Annotated in this window: 29 protein-coding genes; 13 read left to right on the top strand and 16 right to left on the bottom strand. The window is 67.8% G+C overall.

Translation table 11 applies throughout. The features are described 5' to 3' along the window. Positions 1 to 75: 75 nt before the first annotated feature. On the top strand, positions 76 to 882 hold the full coding sequence (locus AC3WJT_RS01475) for an exodeoxyribonuclease III (protein ID WP_492341294.1): 807 nt from the start codon (positions 76 to 78) through the stop codon (positions 880 to 882). Here AC3WJT_RS01475 and AC3WJT_RS01480 read toward each other — a convergent pair whose 3' ends face one another. From AC3WJT_RS01480 to AC3WJT_RS01495, 4 genes are all read right to left on the bottom strand, one after another. Beyond that, positions 883 to 1,281 carry a type II toxin-antitoxin system VapC family toxin gene (locus AC3WJT_RS01480; RefSeq protein ID WP_492341295.1) on the bottom strand — a complete coding sequence of 133 codons (399 nt, stop codon included), beginning with the start codon at positions 1,279 to 1,281 and terminating at the stop codon, positions 883 to 885. It abuts the gene before it with no gap. Further along, the gene (locus AC3WJT_RS01485) at positions 1,278 to 1,682 is read right to left on the bottom strand and encodes a DUF7662 domain-containing protein (protein WP_492341296.1); all 405 of its coding nucleotides are present in this window, start codon (positions 1,680 to 1,682) and stop codon (positions 1,278 to 1,280) included. Before AC3WJT_RS01485 ends, AC3WJT_RS01480 begins: the two co-directional genes overlap by 4 nt. 75 nt (positions 1,683 to 1,757) lie before the next feature. Further along, positions 1,758 to 2,444: a response regulator transcription factor gene (locus AC3WJT_RS01490; protein WP_492341297.1), complete on the bottom strand. Its 687-nt coding sequence runs from the start codon at positions 2,442 to 2,444 to the stop codon at positions 1,758 to 1,760. An 83-nt stretch (positions 2,445 to 2,527) separates the two neighbouring features. Then, positions 2,528 to 3,163: a YggS family pyridoxal phosphate-dependent enzyme gene (locus AC3WJT_RS01495; protein ID WP_492341298.1), complete on the bottom strand. Its 636-nt coding sequence runs from the start codon at positions 3,161 to 3,163 to the stop codon at positions 2,528 to 2,530. A gap of 26 nt (positions 3,164 to 3,189) precedes the next feature. On the opposite strand from AC3WJT_RS01495, the gene AC3WJT_RS01500 reads away from it, so the two are divergent. Further along, on the top strand, positions 3,190 to 3,822 hold the full coding sequence (locus AC3WJT_RS01500) for a thiamine phosphate synthase (protein ID WP_492341299.1): 633 nt from the start codon (positions 3,190 to 3,192) through the stop codon (positions 3,820 to 3,822). On the opposite strand, the gene AC3WJT_RS01505 is transcribed toward AC3WJT_RS01500, so the two are convergent. Continuing rightward, complete coding sequence (locus AC3WJT_RS01505) at positions 3,812 to 4,228, bottom strand: NtrZ family periplasmic regulatory protein (protein ID WP_492341300.1); 417 nt, start codon at positions 4,226 to 4,228, stop codon at positions 3,812 to 3,814. The genes AC3WJT_RS01500 and AC3WJT_RS01505 overlap by 11 nt on opposite strands. Positions 4,229 to 4,513: 285 nt before the next feature. On the opposite strand from AC3WJT_RS01505, the gene AC3WJT_RS01510 reads away from it, so the two are divergent. The 4 genes from AC3WJT_RS01510 to holA are packed head-to-tail and all read left to right on the top strand — an operon-like array spanning position 4,514 to position 9,187. Beyond that, positions 4,514 to 5,029, top strand: coding sequence for a DUF3576 domain-containing protein (locus tag AC3WJT_RS01510; protein WP_492341301.1), 516 nt, complete (start codon positions 4,514 to 4,516; stop codon positions 5,027 to 5,029). Positions 5,030 to 5,054: 25 nt separating this feature from the next. Next, positions 5,055 to 7,628 (top strand): leucine--tRNA ligase, encoded by a 2,574-nt coding sequence (leuS, locus tag AC3WJT_RS01515; RefSeq protein WP_492341302.1) that lies wholly within the window; start codon positions 5,055 to 5,057, stop codon positions 7,626 to 7,628. 4 nt (positions 7,629 to 7,632) lie between these two features. Next, on the top strand, positions 7,633 to 8,130 hold the full coding sequence (gene lptE / locus AC3WJT_RS01520; protein ID WP_492341303.1) for an LPS assembly lipoprotein LptE: 498 nt from the start codon (positions 7,633 to 7,635) through the stop codon (positions 8,128 to 8,130). 7 nt (positions 8,131 to 8,137) lie between these two features. Next, positions 8,138 to 9,187, top strand: a complete 1,050-nt coding sequence (gene holA, locus AC3WJT_RS01525; RefSeq protein WP_492341304.1) for a DNA polymerase III subunit delta — start codon at positions 8,138 to 8,140, stop codon at positions 9,185 to 9,187. Between the two features lie 128 nt (positions 9,188 to 9,315). Here holA and AC3WJT_RS01530 read toward each other — a convergent pair whose 3' ends face one another. The 6 genes from AC3WJT_RS01530 to AC3WJT_RS01555 all read right to left on the bottom strand — a co-directional run bounded on the left by AC3WJT_RS01530 (position 9,316) and on the right by AC3WJT_RS01555 (position 15,198). Beyond that, positions 9,316 to 10,197, bottom strand: coding sequence for a ParB/RepB/Spo0J family partition protein (locus AC3WJT_RS01530; RefSeq protein ID WP_492341305.1), 882 nt, complete (start codon positions 10,195 to 10,197; stop codon positions 9,316 to 9,318). Between the two features lie 20 nt (positions 10,198 to 10,217). After that, entirely contained in the window at positions 10,218 to 11,006 is a 789-nt protein-coding gene (locus AC3WJT_RS01535) for a ParA family protein (RefSeq protein ID WP_492342349.1), read from the bottom strand. Positions 11,007 to 11,019: 13 nt separating this feature from the next. Beyond that, positions 11,020 to 11,673: a 16S rRNA (guanine(527)-N(7))-methyltransferase RsmG gene (gene rsmG, locus AC3WJT_RS01540; RefSeq protein ID WP_492341306.1), complete on the bottom strand. Its 654-nt coding sequence runs from the start codon at positions 11,671 to 11,673 to the stop codon at positions 11,020 to 11,022. Beyond that, positions 11,648 to 13,504 carry a tRNA uridine-5-carboxymethylaminomethyl(34) synthesis enzyme MnmG gene (gene mnmG, locus AC3WJT_RS01545; protein ID WP_492341307.1) on the bottom strand — a complete coding sequence of 619 codons (1,857 nt, stop codon included), beginning with the start codon at positions 13,502 to 13,504 and terminating at the stop codon, positions 11,648 to 11,650. The genes rsmG and mnmG overlap by 26 nt, the downstream gene beginning before the upstream one ends. A 114-nt stretch (positions 13,505 to 13,618) precedes the next feature. Beyond that, positions 13,619 to 14,947, bottom strand: a complete 1,329-nt coding sequence (gene mnmE, locus AC3WJT_RS01550; RefSeq protein WP_492341308.1) for a tRNA uridine-5-carboxymethylaminomethyl(34) synthesis GTPase MnmE — start codon at positions 14,945 to 14,947, stop codon at positions 13,619 to 13,621. After that, positions 14,944 to 15,198: a DUF6489 family protein gene (locus AC3WJT_RS01555; RefSeq protein WP_492341309.1), complete on the bottom strand. Its 255-nt coding sequence runs from the start codon at positions 15,196 to 15,198 to the stop codon at positions 14,944 to 14,946. The genes mnmE and AC3WJT_RS01555 overlap by 4 nt, the downstream gene beginning before the upstream one ends. Before the next feature lie 94 nt (positions 15,199 to 15,292). On the opposite strand from AC3WJT_RS01555, the gene AC3WJT_RS01560 reads away from it, so the two are divergent. Both AC3WJT_RS01560 and AC3WJT_RS01565 read left to right on the top strand, forming a co-directional pair. Continuing rightward, positions 15,293 to 15,991 carry a dienelactone hydrolase family protein gene (locus AC3WJT_RS01560; protein WP_492341310.1) on the top strand — a complete coding sequence of 233 codons (699 nt, stop codon included), beginning with the start codon at positions 15,293 to 15,295 and terminating at the stop codon, positions 15,989 to 15,991. Continuing rightward, the gene (locus tag AC3WJT_RS01565; protein WP_492341311.1) at positions 15,991 to 16,962 is read left to right on the top strand and encodes a quinone oxidoreductase family protein; all 972 of its coding nucleotides are present in this window, start codon (positions 15,991 to 15,993) and stop codon (positions 16,960 to 16,962) included. Before AC3WJT_RS01560 ends, AC3WJT_RS01565 begins: the two co-directional genes overlap by 1 nt. Positions 16,963 to 17,205: 243 nt before the next feature. Here AC3WJT_RS01565 and rho read toward each other — a convergent pair whose 3' ends face one another. The 4 genes from rho to hemE all read right to left on the bottom strand — a co-directional run bounded on the left by rho (position 17,206) and on the right by hemE (position 21,386). Beyond that, positions 17,206 to 18,624, bottom strand: a complete 1,419-nt coding sequence (gene rho, locus AC3WJT_RS01570; protein ID WP_492341312.1) for a transcription termination factor Rho — start codon at positions 18,622 to 18,624, stop codon at positions 17,206 to 17,208. 259 nt (positions 18,625 to 18,883) lie between these two features. Further along, a complete protein-coding gene (hemJ, locus tag AC3WJT_RS01575; RefSeq protein WP_492341313.1) occupies positions 18,884 to 19,333 on the bottom strand; it encodes a protoporphyrinogen oxidase HemJ in 450 nt (149 codons plus the stop codon). Then, positions 19,330 to 20,361, bottom strand: coding sequence for a ferrochelatase (gene hemH / locus AC3WJT_RS01580; protein WP_492341314.1), 1,032 nt, complete (start codon positions 20,359 to 20,361; stop codon positions 19,330 to 19,332). Before hemH ends, hemJ begins: the two co-directional genes overlap by 4 nt. After that, the gene (gene hemE, locus AC3WJT_RS01585) at positions 20,358 to 21,386 is read right to left on the bottom strand and encodes a uroporphyrinogen decarboxylase (RefSeq protein ID WP_492341315.1); all 1,029 of its coding nucleotides are present in this window, start codon (positions 21,384 to 21,386) and stop codon (positions 20,358 to 20,360) included. The genes hemH and hemE overlap by 4 nt, the downstream gene beginning before the upstream one ends. A 501-nt stretch (positions 21,387 to 21,887) precedes the next feature. Here hemE and AC3WJT_RS01590 point away from each other — a divergent pair. From AC3WJT_RS01590 to dnaQ, 5 genes are read left to right on the top strand one after another with little or no spacing between them, the layout of a single operon-like run. Beyond that, complete coding sequence (locus AC3WJT_RS01590; protein ID WP_492341316.1) at positions 21,888 to 22,748, top strand: pyruvate, water dikinase regulatory protein; 861 nt, start codon at positions 21,888 to 21,890, stop codon at positions 22,746 to 22,748. Then, entirely contained in the window at positions 22,745 to 23,341 is a 597-nt protein-coding gene (locus AC3WJT_RS01595; RefSeq protein WP_492341317.1) for a Maf family protein, read from the top strand. Before AC3WJT_RS01590 ends, AC3WJT_RS01595 begins: the two co-directional genes overlap by 4 nt. Further along, a complete protein-coding gene (gene aroE / locus AC3WJT_RS01600) occupies positions 23,338 to 24,186 on the top strand; it encodes a shikimate dehydrogenase (RefSeq protein WP_492341318.1) in 849 nt (282 codons plus the stop codon). Before AC3WJT_RS01595 ends, aroE begins: the two co-directional genes overlap by 4 nt. Continuing rightward, positions 24,183 to 24,803 (top strand): dephospho-CoA kinase, encoded by a 621-nt coding sequence (coaE, locus tag AC3WJT_RS01605; protein ID WP_492341319.1) that lies wholly within the window; start codon positions 24,183 to 24,185, stop codon positions 24,801 to 24,803. The genes aroE and coaE overlap by 4 nt, the downstream gene beginning before the upstream one ends. Positions 24,804 to 24,810: 7 nt before the next feature. Further along, entirely contained in the window at positions 24,811 to 25,512 is a 702-nt protein-coding gene (gene dnaQ, locus AC3WJT_RS01610; RefSeq protein ID WP_492341320.1) for a DNA polymerase III subunit epsilon, read from the top strand. Between the two features lie 19 nt (positions 25,513 to 25,531). On the opposite strand, the gene secB is transcribed toward dnaQ, so the two are convergent. Continuing rightward, positions 25,532 to 26,029, bottom strand: coding sequence for a protein-export chaperone SecB (secB, locus tag AC3WJT_RS01615; protein WP_492341321.1), 498 nt, complete (start codon positions 26,027 to 26,029; stop codon positions 25,532 to 25,534). Positions 26,030 to 26,161: the final 132 nt, after the last annotated feature.

Consider the following 26,161-nt stretch of genomic DNA (forward strand, 5'->3'; position numbering starts at 1 on the left):
AGACAACTTCAGCGCCCGGATGCTTCCCAGCGTCCGGGCGTTTTCTTTGCTGCGAACCAGCCTATTGAAAGGCCCATGCGCCTCCGTCTCGCCACCTGGAACATCAACTCCGTCCGCCCGCGCGGCGACCTGGTCGGCCGGATGGTCGACGAGATCGCCCCCGACGTCCTCTGCCTGCAGGAGATCAAGTGCCAGACGCACGAGTTCCCGAAGGAGATGTTTGAGGCGCTCGGCTTCAATCACTTCCGGATCGCGGGGCAAAAGGGCTGGCACGGCGTGGCGATCGCCTCGCGTCTTCCGATCGAGGACGCGCCGCCGCTCGACGTCTGCCGTGAGGGCCACGCCCGCTGCGTCGGGGCCGTCGTTGCGGGGGTCGAGATCCAGAACTTCTACATCCCTGCCGGCGGCGACGTGGCCGACCCGCTCCTGAACCCCAAGTTCGCCCACAAGCTGGACTTCTACGGCAGGCTGACCGCCGAAATGGTCCGGCGCGACCCCAACGCCCCGCTGGTGGTCACCGGCGACCTCAACGTGGCCCCCGGCGAGTTCGACGTCTGGAACCACCGCTACATGTCGAAGATCGTCAGCCACACGCCGGTCGAGATCGAGGCTTTCCGCGCGCTCGAGGCGTCGCTGGGCTTCATCAATCTGGCGCGCGAGGCGATCCCGGAGCCGGAGAAGCTGGCCAGCTGGTGGAGTTATCGCGCCGCCGACTTCCGGGCCTCGAACCGCGGCCTGCTGCTGGACCACATCCTGGCGAGCCCCGGCCTGCGAAGCGCCGCGTTCCACAGCGGCAAGGCGCTGTGCCGCATCCACGACGACGTGCGCGGCTGGGACAAGCCCAGCGACCACGCCCCGGTGACGGCCGACTTCATGGTCTGATCAACAGGCGATGGCCTGGACGTGACCGGCGGCGGCGTAGGTCAGGATCGGCCGGTCGCGGGTCATGATGCGAAAGCCGCGGGAACGGGCGGTTGCGACGATAATCCGGTCGGCTGGGTCGCGGATCTGGCCTCCAGGCAGCGTCGAGGACGCAATGAGGGTCGCCGCGTCCATCGGCGCCAGCCTGACGCCCGCCTCCAGCAACGCATCCCACCACAGGCTGGTGTCCATCGACAGGGACAGGCGCCGCCGCGCCGTCAGCTGCCCCAGCTCCCAGGCGCTGGCCGGGCTGATATGGATCCCGTCACAGGCCTCCAGGGCCTCGAGCGCCCCGTCCGCGAGCGGGCTGCCGTTGGCGAGCCACAGGGCGGCGCAGGTATCCAGCAATATGGGCGTCACTGGATTTCCGCGTCCCAGACTTCGCCGGTCGGCTCCGACAGGTCCACGCCATAGGGGGTTTTGACGGTTCCGCCGAGCCGGGCCTGGAGTCTCGCCAGGGTCGCCGCCTGGGGCCCCGGCTGCCTCGCTGACGCCGACTCCGCGAGCTGCGTCGGGGTGGCGTCACGGCGAAACACGAGGGTCCCCGCGCGCATGTCGACCTGAAAGGCCCTGAACCCGGCGCTCCGCCAGCTTCGTGTGATGGCGCTGTTGTCGGGATTGTTGCTCCACCAGGCGCGGTGACGCGTCGCCGCCGGCGGAAGGGACGCGCCGATCAGGTCTTCTATCTGGCGGAAAGTCATCGGCGCCTCATCCGCCGCGCTGGCGGCCAGATAGGTCCCGAGAGGCTCGTATTTACCCATAGCGCGCCGTCCGCCTGTAACAGGGTCGGGTTACTACGGAAACTATGGTTTGAATAGGTAGTAACTATTCGCCACTCAGGGCTGCAGCCGGTACCCACCGGCCTCTGTCAGCAGCAGCCTGGCGTTGGCGGGGTCGGGTTCGATCTTCTGGCGCAGGCGGTAGACATGGGTCTCGAGCGTATGGGTCGTGACGCCGGCGTTGTAGCCCCAAACCTCGGTCAGCAGCTCCTCACGGGAAACCGCCTTGGCCCCCGAACGATAGAGGTACTTGAGGATATTGGTTTCCTTCTCGGTCAGACGGACCTTCCTGGCCTTGTCGTCGACGAGAAGCTTGGACGCCGGGCGGAACTCGTAGGGGCCGATGCGGAAGACCGCGTCCTCGGAAGCCTCGTGGCTGCGCAGCTGGCTGCGGATATGCGCCAGCAGCACGCCGAACCGGAAGGGTTTGGTCAGATAGCCGTTGGCCCCGGAATCGAGGCCCAGGATGGTGTCGGCGTCGCTGACGGCGGCCGTCAGCATGATGATCGGGCTGGTGACGCCGCCCTTGCGCATCAGCCGGCAGGCTTCCCGGCCATCCATGTCGGGCAGGTCGACGTCGAGCAGGATCAGATCCGGGCGCGCTTCCTTGCCGAGTCTGGCGCCTTCACCGGCGGTCTCGGCCTGGACGACGACGAACTCCTCGTGGAGCTGAAGCTGTTCGGCCAACGCGCCGCGCAGGTCGGCGTCGTCATCGACAATGAGGAGGGTCTTGCGTTGCACCATAGGGGGACCATGCACCGGTTCGCGGCCTGAGGCCAACCGCCGCAGGGTTCTGACCGTCAGATAGGGCCGCAAGAGGGCGTTCTCTACCCCTGGCGGGGCAATCGACCGCCAAACAGCGCCGAACCGACCCGCACGCTCGTTGCGCCGAGGGCTACAGCGGCTTCGTAGTCGGCGCTCATGCCCATGGACAGCGCCGGCAGGCCATTGCGGGCGGCGATGTCGGCCAGAAGCCGGAAATGGGGCCGTGGGTCCTCGGCGTCGGGCGGAATGCACATCAGCCCCTCGGGACGCAGGCCCAGATCCCGGCAAAGCGCGATGAAGGCGTCCGCAGCGCCCGGCGCGACCCCGGCCTTCTGCGGCTCCTCGCCGGTGTTGACCTGGACATAGAGCCGGGGTGACCGGCCTGAGCGGACGATCTCGGCCGCCAGGGCCCGGGCCAGCTTTTCCCGGTCGAGTGTTTCGATCACGTCGAACAGCGCCAGGGCTTCGCGGACCTTGTTGGTCTGCAGGGGGCCGATCAGCCGCAGCTCGACACCGTCGCGGCGACCAGACCAGCGACCAGCGGCCTCCTGGACCCTGTTTTCGCCGAAAACCCGCTGTCCGGTCGCCAGCATGGCGTCGATCCGGTCATCTGGCTGTTGCTTGGAGACCGCCACCAGAGTCACATCCTCCGGCGACCGGCCGGCCTCGCGGGCGGCGGCGGCGATGCGGTCCAGCACGGAAAGGCGCGCGGCGACGATATCCGATGACGGCGACAGGTGACGATCTCCAGCGGCTGGCGGGCCTGGCCGCGTCCTTACGACCGCGCTTCGCCGGCGAAAAGCCCCTGCCCAGGCTGCTGTTCGTTACAGATCCCGTCCGAACGCCCGACCCGGAGGCGATCGCGGCGCGGCTTCCCGCGGGCGCAGGGGTGATCTACCGGTCCTTCGGGGCCGTCGACGCCACGGCGCGCGCTGACGCCCTTAAGGCGATTGCGGTTCAGCGTGGCCTGGTATTGCTGATCGGCGCTGACGCTGCGCTGGCGGACGCCTGTGGCGCGGACGGCGTGCATCTTCCGGAACAGATGATCGTGGATGCCGCGAACCTCCGGACCCGAAAGCCCGGCTGGATACTGACCGCCGCCGCGCATTCGCCCCAGGCGGCCGTTGCGGCGCATCAGGCCGGCTGTGATGCGGTGCTGGCGTCCACGGTGTTCGCCAGCGCCAGCTCATCCGCGGGGCCCGCCATGGGCGCGGAACGGTTCACCGCGTTCGTCGCGGGGGCGCCTCTGCCCGTCTACGCCCTCGGCGGCGTGAACGCGCAAACGGCCCAGCAGCTGTCAGGCTCGGGCGCGCAGGGTTTTGCTATGGTGGAAGGGCTGACCGGGATCAGAACTTGAAGGCGGTCTCGAGACGCACGCGAGGCGCCTCATCTTCGCGGTCGCCGGGCTTGCGCACCGGAGCGGGTTGCGCGCCGACGCCGACGGCGCCGCCGACCCGAAGTTGCGGAGTCACCCGGAAGAAGGCCCCGGCCTCGACGTCACGGGCCTGGGCGTCCGGGCCCATGCGCGGCGTGAAGTCGAGCATCAGGCCCCAGCGACCCTTCTTGGCGTCCCACATCAGGGTGCGGCGGGCGCTCGGGGTCCCGAACTGAGAGTCCCGAAGGCCGAAGTCGCCGCGAACGATGAAGGCGTCCGCCGGCGAGGCCGGGCGCGGCTTGGCCGGAGCGGTCTGGGCAGCCGCCACCGTCGCCGACCCGATAAAGGTCAGCGCCGCGATTGCTGCGATGCTCCAGACTTTTGCCATGCCGTCGTTCCGGCTCCCCCAGCCGTCCTGTCCAATCCGTCTTCATTGTGAAGATGGGTGGACCTTGACCGCGATTAAAGGCCCTGGAGCGGCGGGGTCAACTGCCCGGAAAGCGAGTCCAGCCCGGACTCCGGCGATTCCCGTCTCGCCTGTGGCGCGAGAGACACGTGATTCCTGTTTGGCGGCGACGAGGCCATGTTGTAGACCCAGTTGGTGGGCACGGGGGTGACCTCCGGAATGCTTTCCAGCGGAAAGTCCCGGCCGGATTGAGTGGAGCGAGAGAATATGGCGTTTGCGCGCAAGCCGTGGATCCGGGTTGTCTCGGTCGGGGTTCTGGCCCTCAGCCTCGTGGGCGTCAGCGCCTGCGGTTCGTCGGGCGGAACGCGGACCTTCCAGACCCAGGACGAGGGTGGCATCAGCCCGTTCGGTCTTGGTCGCAAGGCGGCTCCCAAGGGCGGCGCCGGAGGCCCGGCCCAGCTGGGCGTCAACGGCTACCTTTGGCGCGCGACGCTGGACACGCTGTCCTTCATGCCCCTGGCCTCCGCCGACCCTTACGGCGGTGTGGTGATCACCGACTGGTATGTGAACCCGGAAAAGCCGGACGAGCGCTTCAAGGCGACCGCATACATCCTGGACACCCGACTTAGGGCCGACGGCCTGAACGTCACCGTCTTCAAGCAGATCAGTGACGGCGCCGGCGGCTGGACCGACGCTCCGACCTCGGCGCAGACCGAGACGGACATCGAAAACGCCATCCTGACCCGGGCGCGTCAGCTGCGCCTGGCCAACATCTCCGGCTGATCCCGGACAGAAACCACCTCGCCGAATGGCCCGATACAATCCTAAGGATACCGAGCCCAAGTGGCGCGCCGCCTGGGCTGACGCGGACGTGTTCCGCACGCGCAACGATGATCCGCGCCCGAAATACTACATGCTGGAGATGTTCCCCTATCCGTCGGGGCACATCCACATGGGGCACGTCCGCAACTACGCCATGGGCGACGTGGTGGCCCGCTTCCGCCGGGCGCAGGGCCATGCCGTTCTGCACCCGATGGGCTGGGACGCCTTCGGCATGCCGGCCGAGAACGCGGCCATGGAACGGGGCATCCATCCCAAGGGCTGGACCTACGACAACATCGCCACGATGCGCGAGCAGCTCAAGCTGCTGGGCCTGTCGATCGACTGGAGCCGCGAGTTCGCGACCTGCGATCCGGCCTACTACGGCCAGCAGCAGGCGTGGTTCCTGAAGCTGCTCGAGCGCGGGCTGGTCTATCGCAAGGAGGCCACGGTCAACTGGGACCCGGTCGACATGACCGTTCTGGCCAACGAACAGGTCATCGACGGTCGCGGCTGGCGCTCAGGCGCGCTGGTCGAGAAGAAGAAGCTGACCCAGTGGTTCCTGCGGATCACCGACTACGCGGACGACCTGATCGAAGGTCTGGCGTCTCTGGACCGCTGGCCCGCCAAGGTCCGGACCATGCAGGAAAACTGGATCGGTCGATCGACCGGCCTGCAGTTCTCGTTCGACTTCGCCGGCGCTGCGCCCGTGGGCTTCGAGAGCGGCCTTGAGGTCTACACCACCCGGCCGGATACCCTGTTCGGAGCTAGTTTTGTCGGGATCGCTCCCGACCATCCTCTGGCCGAACAGCTCTCGGCGGCGGACCCGAAGGTGGCCGCGTTCGTCGCCGACTGCCGCCGCGGCGGGACGTCCGAAGCGGAGATCGAAGGCGCAGAAAAACTGGGCCTCGACACCGGCCTGCGCGTCGCCCATCCGTTCGCGGAAGGCCAGAGCCTGCCGGTCTGGATCGCCAACTTCATCCTGATGGACTACGGCACGGGCGCCATTTTCGGCTGCCCCGCCCACGACCAGCGGGACCTGGATTTCGCCCGCAAGTACGACCTGCCGGTGCGTCCGGTCGTGCTGCCTGACGACGCTGATCCCGCGGACATGGTGATCGGAGCCGAGGCCTTCACCGGCCCAGGCAAGCTGTTCAACTCGTCGTTCCTCGACGGCCTGGCGATCGAGCCGGCCAAGGCGGCCGCCGTCGCGAAGATCGAGGGCCTGGGCAAGGGCAAGGGCGCGACCGTCTACCGCCTGCGCGACTGGGGCATCTCCCGGCAGCGCTACTGGGGCTGTCCGATCCCGGTCATTCACTGCCCGGCCTGCGGCGTCGTGCCCGAGCGCGCGGAAAACCTGCCGCTCGTCCTCCCGGACGACGTGACGTTCGACAAGCCCGGCAACCCGCTGCTGCGCCATCCGACCTGGCGCTTCACCAAATGCCCGACCTGCGGCGGCGACGCCGAACGCGAGACCGACACCCTCGACACCTTTGTCGACTCCAGCTGGTACTTCGCCCGCTTCGCCAATCCGGACGCGACCGATCCGATCGACAAGGCGGCGGCCGACCACTGGCTGCCGGTCGACCAGTATATCGGCGGGATCGAGCACGCGGTCCTTCACCTGCTGTATGCCCGGTTCGTCACCCGCGCCCTGAAGGACGAGGGGCTGGTCTCGGTCGCCGAGCCGTTCGACGGCCTGTTCACCCAGGGCATGGTGACCCATGAGACCTATGCCCGGCAGAGCGGGGAGTGGGTCGAGCCCTCGCGGATCGTTCTGACCGCCGAGGGCGCCACCCGTCGGGCCGTGATGGCTGAAACGGGCGAGCCCCTGATCATCGGCGACATCGAGAAGATGTCGAAGTCGAAGAAGAACGTCGTCGCGCCGGAGGAGATCTTCGAACAATACGGGGTCGATGCGGCGCGCCTGTTCGTACTGTCCGACAGCCCGCCCGAGCGGGACGTGCAGTGGACCACCGGCGGGGTCGAGGGCGCCAGCCGGTTCGTTCAGCGCGTCTGGGCAGAGTTCGACAGCCAGGTCGAAGCGGTCGCCACGACGACGGACGCCGCGCGCTCCGACGAACTGCGGCGGGCGACGCACAAGATCATCAAGGCAGTCACGGAGTCGATCGACCAGTTCCGGTTCAACAGCGGCATCGCGCGGCTGTATGAATTCCTGAACCTTCTCAAGACCTTCCCGGCCACCGACGGCGGCGTTGTCGCGGCGCGGGCTGAGGCCCTGTCGGTGCTGGCGCGGCTTGTCTCGCCCTACACCCCTCACCTGGCCGAAGAATGCTGGGTCCGGATCGGGGGCGAAGGGATGATCGTCGACGCGGTCTGGCCGGTGTTTGACGCCGATCTGGCCGCCGACACCGAATTGCTGCTGCCGGTTCAGGTCAACGGCAAACGCCGGGGCGAGATCCGCGTCGCCCCTGGAACGGCCGAGGCCGATGTGCGCGAGAAGGCTCTGGCGGACGAAGCCGTGTCGGTCCACCTTGCCGGTCTGACCGTGCGAAAGGTGATCGTGGTGCCGGGCCGTATCGTCAACATCGTGGCGGGGTAGCGAGATGCGCGCGCCGCTCTTCGCCGCTGCCCTTTTCCTGCTCACCCCCTTGCTGGCCGGCTGCGGCTTCACGCCCCTCTACGCCACGCCCGGTGTCTCGCCGGGGCTTTCCGCCGTGGAAAGCGTCGCGCCCGAAGGCCGGACCGGGTTCCTGCTGCGCCAGGCGCTCGATGACGTGCTGGCGCGCAATGAGGCGCTGCCGCCCGCCTACAGGTTGACGATGGACCTGAAGGAGACGCGCACGCCCCGCGGTCGTCGGGTCGACGCGACCGCGAGCCGCTATGAGCTGGTGCTTCGCGCAAACTGGAAACTCACCAATGTCGCAACCGGCGCGGTGGCCCTCGAGGGCAGCACCAGAACCGAAGTGACCTTCGACCGGGCCGATCAGCCCTATTCGGCGATCGTCGCCAATCAGGACGCCCAGAGCCGGGCGGCCTCCGAACTGGCCCGCAAGATCCAGCTGCAACTCGCGGACTGGATGGCCCGCACCGGCGGGGGATAGGTCCGCCGTGGCCATTCTGTCCAAACGGCCCGACGTCGAACGCTTCCTGAAGTCCCCCGACAAGGCGTTTCGCGCCGCTGTCCTCTATGGTCGCGACCGGAGCGGGGTGCGGGAGCGCGCGGACCAGTTGGCCAGGGCGGTCACCGCCAACCCCGACGATCCGTTCGACGCCGCCCTCCTGATGGAAGACGAGCTCGGCGAGGGCCGGCTGGCCGACGAACTGAGCGCCATCTCGATGATGGGCGGCCGCCGCCTGGTGCGGGTGCGCTTCTCGACGGAAAAAATCGGCCCCGACCGGACGGCCGCCGAAGCCCTGACCGCCCATATGGACGGACGGTTCAATCCGGACGCCTTCTTCCTCATCGAGGCCGGGGCGATCGACAGATCCTCGCCCCTGCGCAAGGCGGCGGAGAAGGCCGCGGGCTGCGCCACCATCCCCTGCTACGAGGATGAGCCCGGCGACATCGCGCGGCTGGTCAGGGAATCGCTGTCGGCCGACAAGGTGGGGCTCGACGCCGGGGCTCTGGAGATGTTTGTCGCCCGGATGCCGCGCGAGCGCGGTGTTTCACGCCAGGAGATCGAACGCCTCGCGCTCTGGCTCGGCCCGGGCAGCGGTCGCGTCGCCACGGCGAAGGATCTTGAGGAGTTTCTGGGCGTCGAGCCGGAGGCCTCGCTGGCGGACGCCGCGTCGGACGCCTTTGGCGGCAAGCTGGGCGCCGCCCAGGCCGGACTGCGTCGCGCGGCCGCGGAAGGCGAGGGCGGTCCCGGCGCCGTGCGCGCGATGGGCATGCACCTGGCCAAACTGCGGCGCGTGCTGACGCTCGCCCAGAACGGCGCCTCGCTCGCCGAAGCGGCCAAGGCGTCGGGCGTGTTCTGGAAGAACGAGCGCGAGTTCCTGCGTCAGGCCCGCGCCTGGAACCTCGAGCATCTGCTCGCGCTGCACCCCGAGGTGCTGGCCGCCGATCTCGCCTGCAAGACGGCGGGATCGCCCGACCAGCTGCTTGCCGAGAGGCTGGCGCTGACCATCGCCGGCCGCGCCCGGCGGCTCGGGCTCTGAGGCCCGAACAGCCGGATTGGCCCGAAATTTCTATCAATAATTTCAAAGACTTGAGCCGACCGATTTGAAAATCGGCTCTGTGGCGAAATAAGCCGCGTGCGGGCTACTCCGCTATGCCTCCCTGCGCCTCAGCCGCCCCGCGTCAGGCGCCTGCAGAGGTCGTCGAGCTGCTCGAGCGTGGCGTACCTGATGCGCAGTTCGCCGACACCGCCCCGATCCCGGATCTCGACCTCGAGACCGAGCACCTCGGAAAGGTCGCTCTCCAGCGCCGCGGTGTCATGGTCGCGCGTGACCTTGCCGGCGCCGCCGGGTCCGACCGATTTCTTCTCGGGCGCGCCGCGCTTCACCAGCGCCTCGGTGTCGCGAACATTCAGACCCTTGGCGATCACGATCTCCGCGAAGGCCAGCGGATTGAGCGAGCCGATCAGAGCGCGGGCGTGACCAGCGGTCAGCTGTCCCTCCGCCAGCAGGGTCTGCACCTCGGCCGGCAGATTGAGCAGACGAAGGGCGTTGGCCACGTGCGGACGGCTCTTGCCGACAACCCGGGCGACATCCTCCTGGGTGCGGCCGAACCGGTCCATCAGGGCGCGATAGCTGAGGGATTCCTCGATCGGGCCGAGGTCCGCCCGCTGGACGTTCTCGATGATGGCGATCTCGAGGACCTGCTGGTCGTCCAGGTCGCGCACCAGCGCTGGTATGGCCTTCAGTCCGGCCTGCTGCGATGCGCGCCAGCGGCGTTCGCCGGCGACGAGCTGATACTCGCCAGGCGCATCCGGTGCGGGACGGACCAGAACCGGCTGAAGCACGCCCTTCTCGCGGATCGAGTCCGCCAGTTCGGCGATTTCGGCCTCGCCGAAGCGGCGGCGCGGCTGGTCAGGGTTGCGCTGAATCAGCTCGATCGGGATCTCGCGCGCGCCGGCGACGTCGCCGGCCGCGGCCGGATTTTCGGCGTCGGACTCGCCCAGCAGGGCGGACAGACCCCGACCCAAACCCCTGCGACCTTCGGCCATCGACACCTTCGCTCCGTTACTCATGCGGCGGCGAGACGCCGCTGACGTTCACGCCCGACGACTTCGCGGGCGAGTTTCAGATAAGCCTGCGATCCGGCGCACTTCAGGTCATAGATCAGGACCGGCTTGCCGAACGACGGCGCTTCGGACACCCGCACATTGCGCGGGATCACGGTCTCGTAGACCTTCTGGCCGAAATGGCCGCGCACATCGCGCGCCACCTGTTCGGACAGGCTGTTGCGGCGATCGTACATGGTCAGGACCACGCCCTGGATCTCCAGGGCCGGATTCAGGCTGCCACGCACCAGATCAACCGTCCGCATCAGCTGCGTCAGGCCTTCCAGCGCGAAGAACTCGCACTGCAGCGGCACAAACACCGCGTCCGAGGCGGTCATGGCGTTGACGGTCAACAGGTTCAGCGACGGCGGGCAGTCGATCAGCACATAGGAATAGGCGCCGGAGATGCGCAGCTTCTCCATCGCATCGCGCAGCCGGTAGGACCGGCGGGGCATCTGTCCCAGTTCGAGCTCGACGCCGGACAGGTCGGGGTCTGACGCGATCAGGTCGAGACCGGGCAGGGCGGTGTTGATCGCCGCCTCGGTGATCGGCGTCTCGCCCATCAGGACGTCGTAGAGGGTGACCTTGCGCTGCTGGCGCGGCACGCCGAGGCCGGTCGAGGCGTTGCCCTGGGGATCGGCGTCGATCAGCAGCACCCGCTCGCCGACAGCGGCCAGGGCCGTGCCCAGATTGATCGCTGTCGTCGTCTTGCCCACGCCGCCCTTCTGGTTGGCGATCGCCAGGACGCGCATGGGCTTGTTGCTGTCAGGCACGGGCCAGGGACTCCACATCGACAATCTGTCCCCGGGCGTCGCTGAGGCTGGGGATCAGCCGCGCCTTGAACGTCCAGGACGTCGAGGCCTCGTTCAGTTCCGTTACCACATCCTGCCCCTTGAGGAACAATCCGCGGGCCCCGCGCTTGAAGTAGGGCCGGGCATACCCGAGCAGTCTGACCATCGGTGCACAAGCCCGCGCGGTGACGATATCCACAGACAGCGACAGGTCTTCCGCACGCACGTTGTGAATCTCGGCCGGGAGGGCCAGTTCGCGCACGACCTGATCGAGAAAACGGCAGCGCTTCACCATGCTCTCGACGAGATGGACCCGCGCGCCAGGGGTGTCCTTGAGCAGGATCGCCAGTACCAGACCCGGGAAACCCGCGCCCGCGCCGAGATCAGCCCAGGTCAGGGCCTCGGGAGCCCGCCGCAGCAACTGGGCGCTGTCCCAGGCGTGACGATTCCAGAAGTCGGGCAGGGTGGCCGGGCCAACCAGGTTCATGACCGCGTTGCCGGCTTCGAGCATCACCCGAAAACGCTCGAGATCGGCCATCTGCGCGTCGCTGGCGCCCGTGAGAGCCTGAAACTGGGCGGCGTCCTGCACCGCGATGACCGCCTCAGGCGGCGCGGGGACGTCGGACATGGGCCAGCAGGGCTGTGAGCGCGCCGGGGGTGACGCCTTCGATACGGGCAGCCTGACCAAGGGTCATGGGCCGGACGGTCGTGAGCTTGTCGCGGATTTCGTTGGAGAGCCCGCCCACCGCGCCATAGTCCAGATCCATCGGCAGGCGCAGGGCCTCGTCACGGCGGAAAGCGTCGACGTCGGCCTGCTGGCGATCGAGATAGCCGGCGTAGGCGGCGTCGATCTCGATCTGCTCGCGAACTTCAGGCGTCCAGGCCGCCAGGTCCGGCCAGATGACGGCGAGACGGTCCAGATCGATGTCCGGATAGGCGATCAGCTGCACGACATCGCGCCGCTGTCCGTCCGCCTTGACGGCGAGACCCGCCTTCGCGGCGGCCGCGGGGGTCAGGGTCAGCGACCGGGCCAGCGCGCGGGCTTCGGTCAGGGCGGCCTGTTTCACGTGAAACATCGCGGCCCGCGCCGGACCGACACAGCCCAGAGCAATCCCGCGCGCCGTCAGCCGCTGGTCGGCATTGTCCGCCCGCAGGGTCAGGCGAAACTCGGCGCGACTGGTGAACATCCGATAGGGCTCGGTGACGCCGCGCGTCACCAGATCGTCGATCAGGACGCCGATATAGGCCTCATCGCGCGCGAACGTCGCAGGCTCCGCGCCGCCGGCCGCCCGGGCGGCGTTGAGGCCGGCCACCAGTCCCTGCGCGCCGGCCTCTTCGTAACCGGTCGTGCCGTTGATCTGTCCGGCGAGGTAGAGACCCGGCAGGCGTTTGACCTCGAGAGTCGGGAACAGCTCACGCGGATCGACGTAGTCGTACTCGATCGCGTAGCCGAACCGGCGGACCTCAACCTGCTCCAGGCCAACGATCGTGCGCAGGAACAGCAGCTGGGTCTCTTCCGAGACCGATGTCGAGACGCCGTTCGGATAGACGGTGTCGTCGTCCAGGCCTTCCGGCTCGAGGAAGATCTGATGGCTGGTCTTGTCCGCGAAGCGAACGACCTTGTCCTCGATCGACGGGCAATACCGCGGGCCGCGCCCCGTCGCCCTGCCGCCATAGACCGCGGACTCATTCAGCCGGTCGGCGATGATCCGGTGGGTCGCTTCATTGGTCCAGGTGATGCCGCACTCGATCTGCGGCACCGTGATTTCGCTGTTGAGGAACGAGAAGGGGATCGGCTCGGCGTCCGCCGCCTGCATCTCCAGCCGGTCCCAGGCGATGGTCGAGCCGACCAGCCGCGCCGGCGTGCCCGTCTTCAGCCGTCCCATGTCCAGCCCGAGGCTGTAGAGCCGGTCCGCCAGGCCGATCGCCGGCGCGTCGCCGACCCGGCCGGCGGGGATCCGTTTGTCGCCTTGATGGATCACGCCCTTCAGGAACGTCCCGGTGGTCAGGACCACCTTCGGCGCGGCATAGACCTCGCCGGACCCGCCGATCACGCCGGCCAGAACGCCATCCTCGACCAGCAGGTCCTCGACGGCGTCGGCAAGGATGTCGAGATTGGCCTGCGAGGCCAGTTCGGCCTGCATCGCCTCGCGATAGAGCTTGCGGTCAATCTGGGCGCGCGGTCCCCGCACGGCCGGTCCCTTGGACCGGTTGAGCATGCGGAACTGGATGCCGGCCTTGTCGGCCATCCGACCCATAAGACCGTCCAGGGCGTCGATCTCCCGCACGAGATGGCCCTTGCCCAGACCGCCGATGGCCGGGTTGCAGCTCATCTCGCCGATCGTCTCGATCTTGTGGGTCAGCAGCAGGGTGCGGGCGCCGACGCGCGCGGACGCCGACGCGGCTTCACAGCCGGCGTGCCCTCCGCCGATCACGATCACATCCCAGGAACGGGTCATCTCAAAGGTCCGAAAGCGAACGCCCCCGGCAGGCGGGGGCGACGGCCCCGCCTATAGCGGAAAACGCCGGCGATCGGGAGTCCCCACGGCCCCACGATGTTTCACGTGAAACACCTACTTGCCGATACAGAAGCTCGCGAACACCCGATCCAGAACCGCTTCCGGATTCACCGACCCGACAATTCGCCCAAGCGCCCGGATCGCCAGGCGCAGGTTCTCGACCGCCAGTTCAGGCTCCATCTGTACGAGCGCGGCTTCGATCTGTTCGGCCGCCTCCATCAAGCCGTCCCGATGTCGTCGCCGGGTCGCTGCGGGCGTTTCGCCGGCCGCCAGAACCTCGATGACGCGATACTCGAGCCACGACCGGACCTCGTCCGCGCCGTCCGCCTCGACCGAGACGTTCAGGACCCGCATGTCCGCCGCCTGGGCCTCTGCGACAACGGCCGCCGCGTCGGCGCCCGGCGGAAGGTCCGATTTGTTCAGGACGCAAAGGTCACCAGGGCGGATCTCGAGTTTCGCCCTGCGCCAGCTTCCGTCGGACGCGCTGCCGTCCACGACCCAGACCCGCAGGTCAGCGTCGCGCGCCCACGCTTCCGCCCGCCGGACGCCCTCGGCCTCAATCTCGTCGTCCGTATCCCGAACCCCGGCGGTGTCGGCGACAAGAACCTTGTAGCCGGCGACGACGAGGGGCGCCTCGATGACATCGCGCGTGGTCCCCGGCGTCGCCGTGACGATCGCCGCGTCCCGTCCGAGCAGACCGTTGAGAAGGCTGCTCTTGCCGGCGTTCGGCGCGCCGATCAGAGCGATACGGTAACCCTCGCGAATCCGGCGGCCACGCTCGGCGTCGCTGATTTCCCGCCGGATCTCTCTCAGGACGTGCCGCAGCGTGTAGCGAGCCTGCTCCACCGTGTCGGTCTGCAGGTCCTCATCGGGGAAATCGACGGCCGCCTCGAAATAGGCGAGCGCCTCGATGAGCCGTTCCCGCCAACGCGTCATGGCGGGCGACTCGAGCTGACGAAACGCCTGCATCGCCTGGGCGGCCGTCTCGGCATCGACCAGGTCGGCGACGGCCTCGGCCTGGACCAGGTCCAGCTTGCCGTGCTCGAACGCCCTTCGGGTGAACTCGCCGGGCTCGGCCAGCCGCAGTCCGAGATCCAGAAGGGCGTTGATCAGACTCTCGACCACCGCGATGCCGCCGTGGAGATGAAACTCCGCGCAGTCCTCCCCGGTGTAGCTGTTGGGCGCCGGAAACCAGAGTATCAGCCCCTGGTCGATCGGCTTGCCTTCCAGGCCCTGCAGCCTGCGCAAGGTGGCGCGCCGCGGCGTCGGCGTCCCCCGGGCGATGACCCGCAGGACGCGCGCCGCCTCCGGACCGGACACGCGAACGACCGCCAGCGCCGCCCGGCCTGGCGCGGTGGCGAGCGCAAAGATGGTGTCCGTCATTCCGGCGGCTTGGTTCCAAAGGCCGACCCCGACGCCGCCGCGGTCATAAGCTTGCGGAACTGCTCGGTCGCGCCCGTGCCGAAGCTCATCCAGCTCTTCATCAGCTCATCCGGCGCGAGGGCAGCCATGTTGGTGTCCATGCGTTTCTTCATCTCGTTCACGAGATGGTCGTTCAGACCGCTGACATCGGGCAGGCCGAGAAATGTGCGGGCTTCCACCGGATCGCATTCGATATTGATCGTGACCTTCATGGGTCTTCCTTGATGGCGCGTCCCACGACTTTGTTATGGGCGAACGCAGGTCCGGCGCGCTAACACGCAACGCAACAGACGGGAGACTATGACGATGAGCGGAGAACGCCTCACCATCAAGACGCCGGATGGCGACTTTTCAGCCTATGTCGCGAGACCGGCCGCCGCCAGCGCGCCCGCCGTCGTGGTGATCCAGGAGATCTTCGGCGTCAACGCCGTGATGCGCGAGACCGCCGACTGGCTGGCGAGCGAGGGCTATCTGGCCATCTGTCCGGACCTGTTCTGGCGGATCGAGCCGGGTATCGACATCACAGACAAGTCCAAGGCCGAGTGGGACCGTGCGTTTGAACTGTTCGGTCTTTTCGACGCGGAAAAGGGTGTCGCCGACATCGCCGCCACCATCGACGCAATCCGCAAGGACGCGGGTTGCAGCGGCAAGGTCGGGGCCGTCGGCTACTGCCTCGGCGGCAAGATGGCCTACCTCACCGCCGCGCGGACCGACGTCAACGCCGCCGTCTCCTACTACGGCGTCGGGCTGGACGCCCTGACCGGCGAGGCGGGCTCGATCCGCAAACCTCTGTTGATGCACATCGCCGGCGAGGACGGCTTCGTGCCGAAGGAAGCCCAGGCGGCGATCCACGCGGCGCTCGACGGCAATCCGCTGATCACGATCCACGACTATCCGGGCCGCGACCACGCTTTCGCCCGCCAGGGCGGGGAGCATTACGCCGCCGCCGATGCGGGAACGGCGAACGCCCGCACCCTGGCCTTCTTCAAAGCGAACCTCGGCTGATGCTCGCGATCCAGGCGGTCCGGGCCGGCGGCCCTGAAGTCCTCGAGGCGGTCGACTTGCCGGTCCCGGCGCCCGGCCCCGGCGAGATCCTGATCCGTCATGAGGCGATCGGTCTCAACTTCATCGACACCTACCAGCGCACCGGCCTCTATCCGGTGAAGCTGCCCGGAGTGCTGGGTCTCGAAGGCGCCGGCGTGGTCGAGGCGATCGGCGAGGGGGTCACGCGGTTTGTTCCCGGCGACCGCGCCGCCTACGGCAACGGGCCGCTCGGCGGCTACGCCGAGTTCCACGTCGTGCCGGCGGGCAGGGCGGTGAAGATCCCCGCGGCGATCAGCAGCCAGACGGCCGCCGCCGCGATGCTCAAGGGCATGACCGCGGAGTTTCTCCTGCGCCGATGCTATGCCGTGAAGAAGGGCGACGCCGTCTTGGTCCACGCGGCGGCCGGCGGCGTCGGCACGATCCTGACCCAGTGGGCCAAGGCCCTCGGCGCGACGGTCATCGCAACGGCGGGTTCCCCCGACAAGGCGGCGCTGGCGAAAGACTACGGCGCTGACGAGACCATTCTCTACCGCGACGAGGACGTGGCCGCGCGCGTGCGGGCGATCACGGGCGGCGCCGGGGTGCGCGTGGTCTATGACGGCGTCGGGGCGGCGACCTTCGAAGGCAGCCTGGGGAGCCTCGGCAGGCGCGGCATGCTCGTCAGCTACGGCAACGCCTCCGGGCCGGCGCCGGCGGTCGAACCGTTGCGCCTGTCGCGCGGCGGATCGCTGTTCCTGACGCGGCCGACGCTGTTCGACTACGTGGTCACGACGGAAGAACTCGACGAAAGCGCCGGCGCGCTGTTCGAGGTGATCGGCTCCGGCGCAGTGAAGATCGGGATCGGCCAGACGTTCCCGCTCAGCCAGACGCGTCAGGCGCACGAAGCGCTGGAAGCCCGGGCGACGACGGGATCGACGCTGCTGATCCCGTAAACGGCGCGAGCCTGACCGACCGGGTCAGGCCCACGTTTCCTGATCAAAGCCGGATGCTGATACGCCCTGAAGGCCTTGATGGAATGGTCCGCTCCGGACGGTGACCTTGGTCAAGGACCGCTTCGCGGCCGCGCAGCGGCGAGGCCTTCGGCCTCGTCCTTGACGAAGGTCCCGCCGGAGCAAAAATGCTCATCAAGACATCAGGACGAATTCCGCCATAAAAGTGCGCGGAGCGCCGCGCCCCTACGTGTTCATCGACTGGAAGAAGTCGCCGTTGTTCTTCGACTGGCGCAGCTTGTCCATAAGGAATTCGATCGCGTCCTGGGCGCCCATCGGATTGAGGATCCGGCGCAGGACATAGGTCTTCTGCAGCTGGTCCTTCGGGGTGATGAGCTCTTCCTTGCGCGTGCCCGACTTGAGGATGTCGATGGCCGGGAAGATGCGCTTGTCGGCGACCTTGCGGTCGAGAATGATTTCCGAGTTACCGGTGCCCTTGAACTCTTCGAAGATGACTTCGTCCATCCGCGAGCCGGTATCGATCAGGGCGGTGGCGATGATGGTCAGCGAGCCGCCTTCTTCCACGTTGCGCGCCGCGCCGAAGAAGCGCTTGGGACGCTGCAGGGCGTTGGCGTCAACGCCGCCGGTCAGCACCTTGCCGGACGACGGGACGACGGTGTTGTAGGCGCGGCCCAGGCGCGTGACCGAGTCCAGCAGAATGATCACGTCGCGCTTGTGCTCGACCAGGCGCTTGGCCTTCTCAATGACCATCTCGGCCACGGCAACGTGGCGGGTCGCCGGCTCGTCGAAGGTCGAGGAGATGACCTCGCCCTTCACGGTGCGCTGCATGTCGGTGACTTCTTCGGGCCGCTCGTCGATCAGCAGCACGATCAGGTAGCATTCGGGGTGGTTGGCGGCGATCGACTTGGCGATGTTCTGCAGCATCACCGTCTTGCCGACCCGCGGCGGGGCGACGATCAGGCAGCGCTGGCCTTTGCCGAGCGGGGCGACGATGTCGATGATCCGGCCGGAACGGTCCTTGAGGGTCGGATCCTCGATTTCCATCGTCAGCCGCTCTTCGGGATACAGCGGCGTCAGGTTGTCGAAGTGGACCTTGTGGCGGACGTTTTCGGGCGTCTCGAAGTTGATCTGCTCGACGGTCGTCAGGGCGAAGTAGCGTTCGCCCTCGCGCGGTGCGCGGATGGCGCCGACGACGCTGTCGCCGGTGCGGATGCCGAACTTCCGGATCTGCGAGGGGCTGACATAGATGTCGTCGGGGCCGGGCAGGTAGTTGGCTTCCGGGCTGCGCAGGAAGCCGAAGCCGTCGGGCAGGACCTCCATGGTGCCGGATCCGGAGATCTCGACGCCTTCCTCGGCGACGGTCTTGAGGATCGCGAACATCATGTCCTGCTTGCGCATGGAGTTGGCGTTCTCGACCTCGAGCTTTTCCGCGAGCGCCAGCAGGTCGGCCGGGGATTTCTCCTTCAGCTCCTGCAGCGACATGCGGGTGAGCCCCAGTTCAGCCACGACGGCGGCGATCTCCGAACCGTCATCGGCTGCAGCCTCGGCGGCTTCAGCCGCCGCTTCGGCGACCTCGGCGGCCGTCGCGACCTCGACGGTGGTGTCGACTTCGGGTTCGTGGGACTCGGGTGTGTCTTCAGACATGGGTAGACTCTGGGCGTGCGGACGCGGGGGTCCGTCTTTCGAAACTTGAGCCGTTCGGGCCTTCTGGACCTTCAGCGGCGATGGATTGCGTCCGTGAGGACGCGGGCAGTCATTCTGGGGGGCCGTCCCATGGGCGCTCCGGTTTCGGGCGCGGGTCCGGCGAAGAGGCGGGAACGCCGGATCAAACACCCGACGTCTTGGGAGGGAAGACCACAGCGCACCTGTGGCGTCAAGAAATCCGTTGCCGCGCAGGGCAGGGTCAGCGGCTCAGGAACTCCGTCGTGACGGCCAGAACCATAACGATTGCGGCCAGGAACGGCAGCTCATTGGTCATGCGCCAGAACTTCGCCGAGCGGGTGTTGGTTCCGTTTGCGAACCTCTTCCGGGCGCCGGCGAGGAAGCCGTGCCAGCTGGTCAGGAAGAGCACGCCAGCCAGTTTGACCCACATCCACGGCTGGCTGAGCACTTCCGGCCGCGCCGCCATCAGACTGAGGCCCAGCAGCCAGGCCAGGATCATCGAGGGATTGATGATGATCCGCAGGAGCTTGAGCTCCATGGTCTGGAAGGTGGTGTCCATCTCCGAGCCCGCCGTCGCGCCCGCATGATAAACGTACAGCCGGGGCAGATAGAGCATCCCCGCCATCCAGGCGATCACGGCGATGATGTGGAGCCCGCGCAGCAGATTGTAGTTGTCGGCGAACCAGGTCATGCGGCCAACTCCGTTCGAGGACATTTGCCAAAGCCGGAGCAGGCATAACCCGCGCCGGGCGAGGTTCCCAGACGGTCGAGCGATGACAGCACCAGGCCCGCCAGTCCGTCGATGAAGCTCTCCGCGAGACTGAGCGCCGGGACACGAACATAGGCCGGACAACCCGCCTCGCGCGCCATTTCCCCATACTCATGGTCGAGTTCGACCAGCGTCTCGACATGTTCGGAGACGAAGGCGATCGGCGTGACGATCAGGGCCAGGCCCTCCGCCGAAGCCGCGCGAATCTCATCGTCCGTGGACGGACCAATCCACTTCATCGGTCCGACCCGGCTCTGGTAGCAGACCTTCCAGTCCCACCCATCGCCCAGTTCCGCCGCCACGGCGCGGCACGTGGCCTCGATCTGGGCCTGATAGGGGTCGCCCTGTTTGACGACCTTCTCCGGCAGACCATGCGCCGAGAACAACAGCCGGACCGGTCCGGCATGGCCCGCGGCGCTCCAGCTGTCGCGGATCAGTCTGGCGTGCGCCGCGACCAGTCCGCGTTCGGTTGGATAGCAGCAGATCGTTCGGATCTTGCCGGGGCCTTTGTAGGTTTCGCGCCAGACCTTGGCCGAGGATCCGGTCGTGGTGGTCGAGAACTGGGGATAGAGCGGCAGCAGCACGATCTCGTCGGGCGCCCAGGCCGCGACCTGCGCGGCGGTCTCGTCGGTCATCGGATGCCAGTAGCGCATGGCGATGAAACAACGGACCTCGTCGTCCGGCGCGCGTGTCTTGAGCACCGCCTCCAGCGCCGCCGCCTGTTTGCGGGTCTCCGGCAGCAGCGGCGAGCCGCCGCCCATCAGGGCGTAGTTCGCCTTGGCTGGCTCCTCCCGACGGCTGGAGATCAGCTTCGCCACCGCGGTCCGCAGGATCCCGGGCAGACCGATGATCGCGGGATCGTTGAACAGGTTGAACAGGAACGGCCGGACCGCGTCCGGGCCGTCGGGTCCGCCCAGATTGAACAGGACGACGGCGATCCGGCGACTCATCCCTGGGTGATCCGCTTGAGAACCCGCTCGACGTGCGGGATCGGCGTGTCGAGGATGATGCCGTGGCCGAGATTGAAGATGTACGGGCCATCGCCCCACTGCTCGAGCAGCTCGTCGACCCGGCGATCGAGCGCCGCGCCGCCCGCGCGCAGCAACAGCGGATCCAGCGCGCCCTGGATAGGCACCTTGTCCTGGATGCTTCGGCCAAGCGCGGCGGACGCCGCGGTATCGAGCGCCACGGCGTCCACGCCGACCGTATCGGCATAGTGCTGAGCCAGACTGCCGGCGCCGCGCGGGAAGCCGATGACGGGAGCCACAACGTCCAGACCGGCCAGCCCGTCCAGGATCGCCCGGTGCGGCTTGCACACCAGCCGCTCGAACAGATCCTCGGGCAAGCCCTCGGCCCAGCTCTCGAACAGCTTGAGCGCCTGGGCGCCGGCGTCGACCTGCATGGCCAGATAACGCACGGTCGCCTGAACGATGATGTCGAGCAGCCGGTCCATCGCGGCCGGATGCTCATAGGCGAAGGTTCGGGCCTTGCTGCGGTCCGAGGAGCCGCCCTCGATCATGTAGGTGGCGACCGTCCAGGGCGCACCGGCAAAGCCGATCAGGGCCCGCTCAGGCTCGAGCACGCCCCGTACGCGGGTCAGGGTCTCGCCCACGTTCAACAGCTTGAAGGTCGAGGCCTCGATTTCCCCGGCGAGCCGGTCGAGATCCGGCAGCGCGCCGAGCTTGGGACCCTCGCCCGCTTCGAACCAGACCTCCTGACCCAGCGCCTGGGGCAGCAACAGGATATCGGCGAAGACAATGGCGGCGTCGAACGGGAAGCGCCGCATCGGCTGCAGGGTCGCTTCGGCGGCCTTTTCCGGGTTCAGGCAGAAACTGATGAAGTCCGGCGTCGTCGCGCGCAGAGCCCTGTACTCGGGCAGATATCGTCCAGCCTGGCGCATGAACCAGACAGGCGGGCGCTCAAGCGTCTCACCATCGAGGACGCGGAGCAGGCTTGGGATCACAGATTGGGTCATCACCGGTCTTGATAGAGCCCATCCATCCTGAGGCAAGTCCACCCGCCCTCTTTCAATCCTTAATAAGAGATTAAGAAGGATGGGGTAGAGGCGGTAGGGCCGGGGCGCCAAGGGGACGAACAGCCGCCACAGCCGGGATTTCCGGTCCTCAATCCCGGCCATACCCATGCCTGTCCCCAGCCGGTCAGGGTCGCTGTGAAGATCGGGGACAAACCCGCGAGACTGCGGAATTCCTTAACGAAAGGTTAATCGCCCGAAGCGTGAAAACCTCACCCCGAACGCCGTTCATCAAACCCTGGGGACGGGTGGATGTTCAGGCTCGCTGATTGCGGATCAAGCTGGGGATGGTCATACCGCAATCGGGTCCGGTCATCCCCGCGGCGCCCAGCCCGGCCCTACCGGGCAGGCGGCGGCTGTATGGATGCCCAAACGGCGCCCCGTAGGGTTAAGGCTTCGTTAACGGCCTATCCACAGGCTTGGTGCCGGGCCCCGCGGCGCCCTATGGAGAAGGTGATGACCGCGACCACCCGCCTGGCGACCTATTTTCACATCCATCTCGTGTCCGACTCGACGGGCGAGACGCTGAACGCCATGGCCCGCGCCGTCTGCGCGCGGTTCACCGACATCCTGCCGATCGAGCACATCTACGCCCTGGTCCGCTCCGCCCGCCAACTTGAGCGGGCGCTGGAGGAAATCGCCGGTTCGCCCGGCGTGGTGATGCACACCATCATCGACCCGGCGCTGCGTTCGGCGCTGGAAGAAGGGTGCCGACGGCACGAAATCCCCTGCATCGCCGCGCTGGACCCGGTCGTCGCGGCCATGTCCCGCTATCTCGGCGCGCCGATCTCCAGCCGGGTCGGGGCGCAGCACACGCTCGACACCGACTATTTCAACCGCATGGAAGCCCTGAACTACGCTATGGGCCACGACGACGGCCAGGGCGGACAGGATCTGGAACAGGCCGATGTGGTTCTGGTCGGCGTATCACGCACCTCCAAGACTCCGACCTGCATCTACCTGGCCCACCGCGGCGTGCGGGCCGCCAACCATCCGCTGGTGCCCGGCGCGCCGATCCCGCCGGCGCTTCTGGCGCTGAAGAAAACCCTGATCGTCGGGCTGATCGCTTCGCCGGACCGGCTGATCCAGATCCGTCGCAACCGCTTGCTGTCGCTGCATGAGACGCGGGAGAGCACCTATGTCGACCAGGACGCCGTGCGCGAGGAAATCATCGCCGCCCGCCGGCTGTTCGAGAAGATGGGCTGGCCGGTGATCGACGTGACGCGCCGCTCGGTCGAGGAAACGGCCGCCGCGATCATCAACCTTCTGTCCGGCGGCCGCGGCCAGGTCGAGGTGCTCGGATGACCCGGATTATCCTCGCCTCGGGCAGCAAGGCGCGGGCCTCCGTGCTCGCCGGGGCCGGCGTTGCGTTCGAGGTGGCCATCGCCGGCGTCGACGAGGCGGCCGTGAAGACCGGCCTGCTGGCCCAGGGCAATGGTCCGCGCGAGGTCGCCGATGCGCTGGCCGAACTGAAGGCCGTCCGTGTCTCGCGCAAACACCCGGGCGCCCTGGTCATCGGCGCCGACCAGACGCTCGATCTCGACGGCCAGCTGTTCGACAAGGCCGAAACGATGGCCGAAGCCCGCGATCGGCTGCAGCACCTGCGCGGCAAGACGCACAAACTTCACTCGGCCGTGGTGGTGGCGAAGGATGGCGAAACGATCTGGCGCGAGGTCCCGGCCGCGAAGCTGACCATGCGGCCGTTCACCGACGCCTTCCTGGATGACTTCCTGGCCCGGGGCGGCGAAAGCCTGCTCGGCTCGGTCGGCTGCTATCGGCTGGAGGACGACGGCGTGCAGCTGTTCTCCCGCATCGACGGCGACTATTTCACCATCCTCGGGCTGCCCCTGATGGGATTGCTCGACCTGTTGCGGCGCTATGGAGCGCTGGCCCTATGAGCGCGATCACGGGCGCAGCGATGGTCGCCGGGATCATCGGCCGGCCGGTGACCCACTCCCTCAGTCCCGTCCTGCACAACGCCTGGATCGAGGCGGCGGGTCTCAACGCTGTCTATGCGCCGCTCGCGCCCACGGCTGACGGATTCCAGGCGCTGGTGAACGGTCTGCGCGGCGGGGTGATCCGCGGCGTCAACATCACCATTCCCTTCAAGGAAGAAGCGCTGGCGGCGGCCGATGAGCTCAGCGACCGGGCGCGCCTCGCCGGCGCCGCCAACCTGCTGCTGTTCCGGGCGGACGGAACGGTCTTCGCCGACAATACCGACGGCCTCGGGATGCTGGGCGCCCTGGCGGTCCAGGCGCCGGGATTTGATCCCCGGTCCGGTCCCGCCGTGATCCTCGGCGCCGGCGGCGCGGCGCGCGGCGCGGCCGCCGCCCTGGTTCTCGCCGGCGCGCCGGAGATCCGCATCGTCAACCGGACCCTCGACCGGGCGCAGGCGCTGGCGCGAGACCTCGGTCCAACCGTGCGCGCGGTGTCCGTCGAGGATGCGCCCGCCGGCGCCTGCCTCATCATCAACGCGACCTCGCTGGGCCTCGGGGGCGGGCCCGGGCCGGATATTGATCTGGCGGCGGCGCCCCTGAGCACGGTGGTTCTCGACATGGTCTACAAGCCGCTGCGCACGGAGTTCCTGCGCCGCGCCGCCGATCTCGGCCTCACGACGGTCGACGGCCTGGAAATGCTGATCCGTCAGGCGGTCCCGAGCTTTGAAGCCTTTTTTGACCAGGCCCCGCCGGACGACGTCGACGTCCGCGCGCTGGCGCTGCGGGCCGTGGGAGAAATGCAATGATCACCGTCGGCCTGACCGGCTCCATCGGAATGGGCAAGTCCACCACGGCGGCGATGTTCGCGGCCGAGGGCGTGCCGGTCTATGACGCCGATGCGGAGGTCCATGCCCTCTACGCCAAAGGCGGGGCGGCGGTAGAGCCGCTTGAGGCGGCCTTCCCCGGCGTGGTCGTCGACGGCGCGGTCGATCGCGCAAAACTCAGCCACTACGTGGTCGGCAAGCCCGATGAACTGAAGAAGCTGGAAGCGATCGTCCATCCGCTGGTCGGTGAAAGCCGGATCGGCTTCTTCCAGAAGGCCGTCGCTGACGCCGCTGACATTGTTATCCTCGACATTCCGCTGCTGTTCGAGACGGGTGGAGAGAAGCGCATGGACGCGGTGGTGGTGGTTTCCGCCCCCGCCGATCTGCAGCGTCAACGGGTCCTGGCCCGGCCCGGCATGGACGAGGCCAAACTCGACGCCATCCTCGCCAGGCAGATGGCCGACGCTGAAAAACGCGCCCGCGCCCACTTTGTCATCGACACCGGTCAGGGTCTGGACCACGCCCGGGCCCAGGTCCGCGACGTGTTGAAGCGGCTGCGCGCTGGACCGCTGGACGCGCTCCCCGAACCGGGTCAATGACAGAGCCATGGCGCGCCACATCGTCCTCGACACCGAGACCACGGGCCTCGATCCCCGGACCGGTCACCGGCTGATTGAAATCGCCTGCGTCGAGGTCGTGGACTACATGCCGACCGGCAAATCGTTCCACGAGTACGTCCATCCCGACCGCGAAATCGACCCGGACGCCGAGCGCGTGCACGGCATCAGCCTGGCCTCGCTGCACGGCAAGCCGCGCTTTCCCGAGATCGTCGACCGGTTCCTCGAATTCGTCGGCGATGATCCCATCGTCGCCCACAACGCCCCGTTCGACCGGGGCTTCGTCAACGCCGAGCTGCACCGCTGCGGACTGGCCCCGACCCGCGAAGACCAGTGGATCGACACCCTGGTGCTGGCGAAGAAGAAGTTCCCGGGGATGTACAACTCCCTGGACGCCCTCTGTAAGCGGATGAAGATCTCGCTGGCGGCGCGCGACAAGCACGGCGCCCTGATCGACGCGGAACTGCTGGCGGCGGTCTATCTCGAGCTGCAGGGCGGCAAGGAGCGGGGCCTGGACCTGCACGCCGCCCCGGCGATCCGGACCATCGGCCCCTCGACCCTCGCCGCGCCCTATGGACTGCGCACGCGACCGCTGGCGCCGCGGTCGACCGAGGCCGAAAGGACCGCGCACGAGGCCTTCGTGCGCGGAACCCTGAAGGACAAGGCTGTCTGGCTGAAGTTCGGCCTGTAGCCGAACCCCGATCCGAGACCTACGCCGCGCCGGTGAAGCCGCTCTGGCCCTGGGCCTTGCGCGCGGCGTAGACGCCGGCGAAGTCGATCGGGTCGAGCTGGAACGGCGGGAAGCCGCCCTCGGCCGTGACGTCCGAGATCAGACGCCGGGCGAACGGGAACAGATAGCGCGGGCACTCGATCATCAGCACCATTTCCAGCTCGCTTTCCGGAACGCCGGTGATCTGGAACAGGCCGCCGTAGAGCAGCTCGACGTGGAAGGCGATGCTGTCGCCGCGCTTGGCCTGGGCCGAGAGCTTCAGGTCCACCTCGAACAGACCGTCCGGACGGCCACGGGCGTTCATCTCCACGCCGATGTCGATCTGCGGCTGCAGGCCCTGGCCGTCCGCGCGCAGGGACTCCGGCGCGTTGGGATTCTCGAACGACAGGTCACGGGTGAACTGCGCGAGAATGCGGAAACCGGGCTGGGAGATGTCCGCGCCGTTCTCGGCGGGCGGGGTCATGGACGTGTCGCTCATGAGGAGATCGTGATCCTGGTCGTCAATCGGACGGGCGCCCGGCGATAGCGGGCGGGACATGATGAAGGCGCGCTGCTATCACGCAGCCTGTGCCCGCGCAACGTCGCGGCCCCTTACGCGGGCGTGATGCTC

It is taken from the genome of Caulobacter sp. FW305-C-30-S16 (assembly GCF_058783025.1).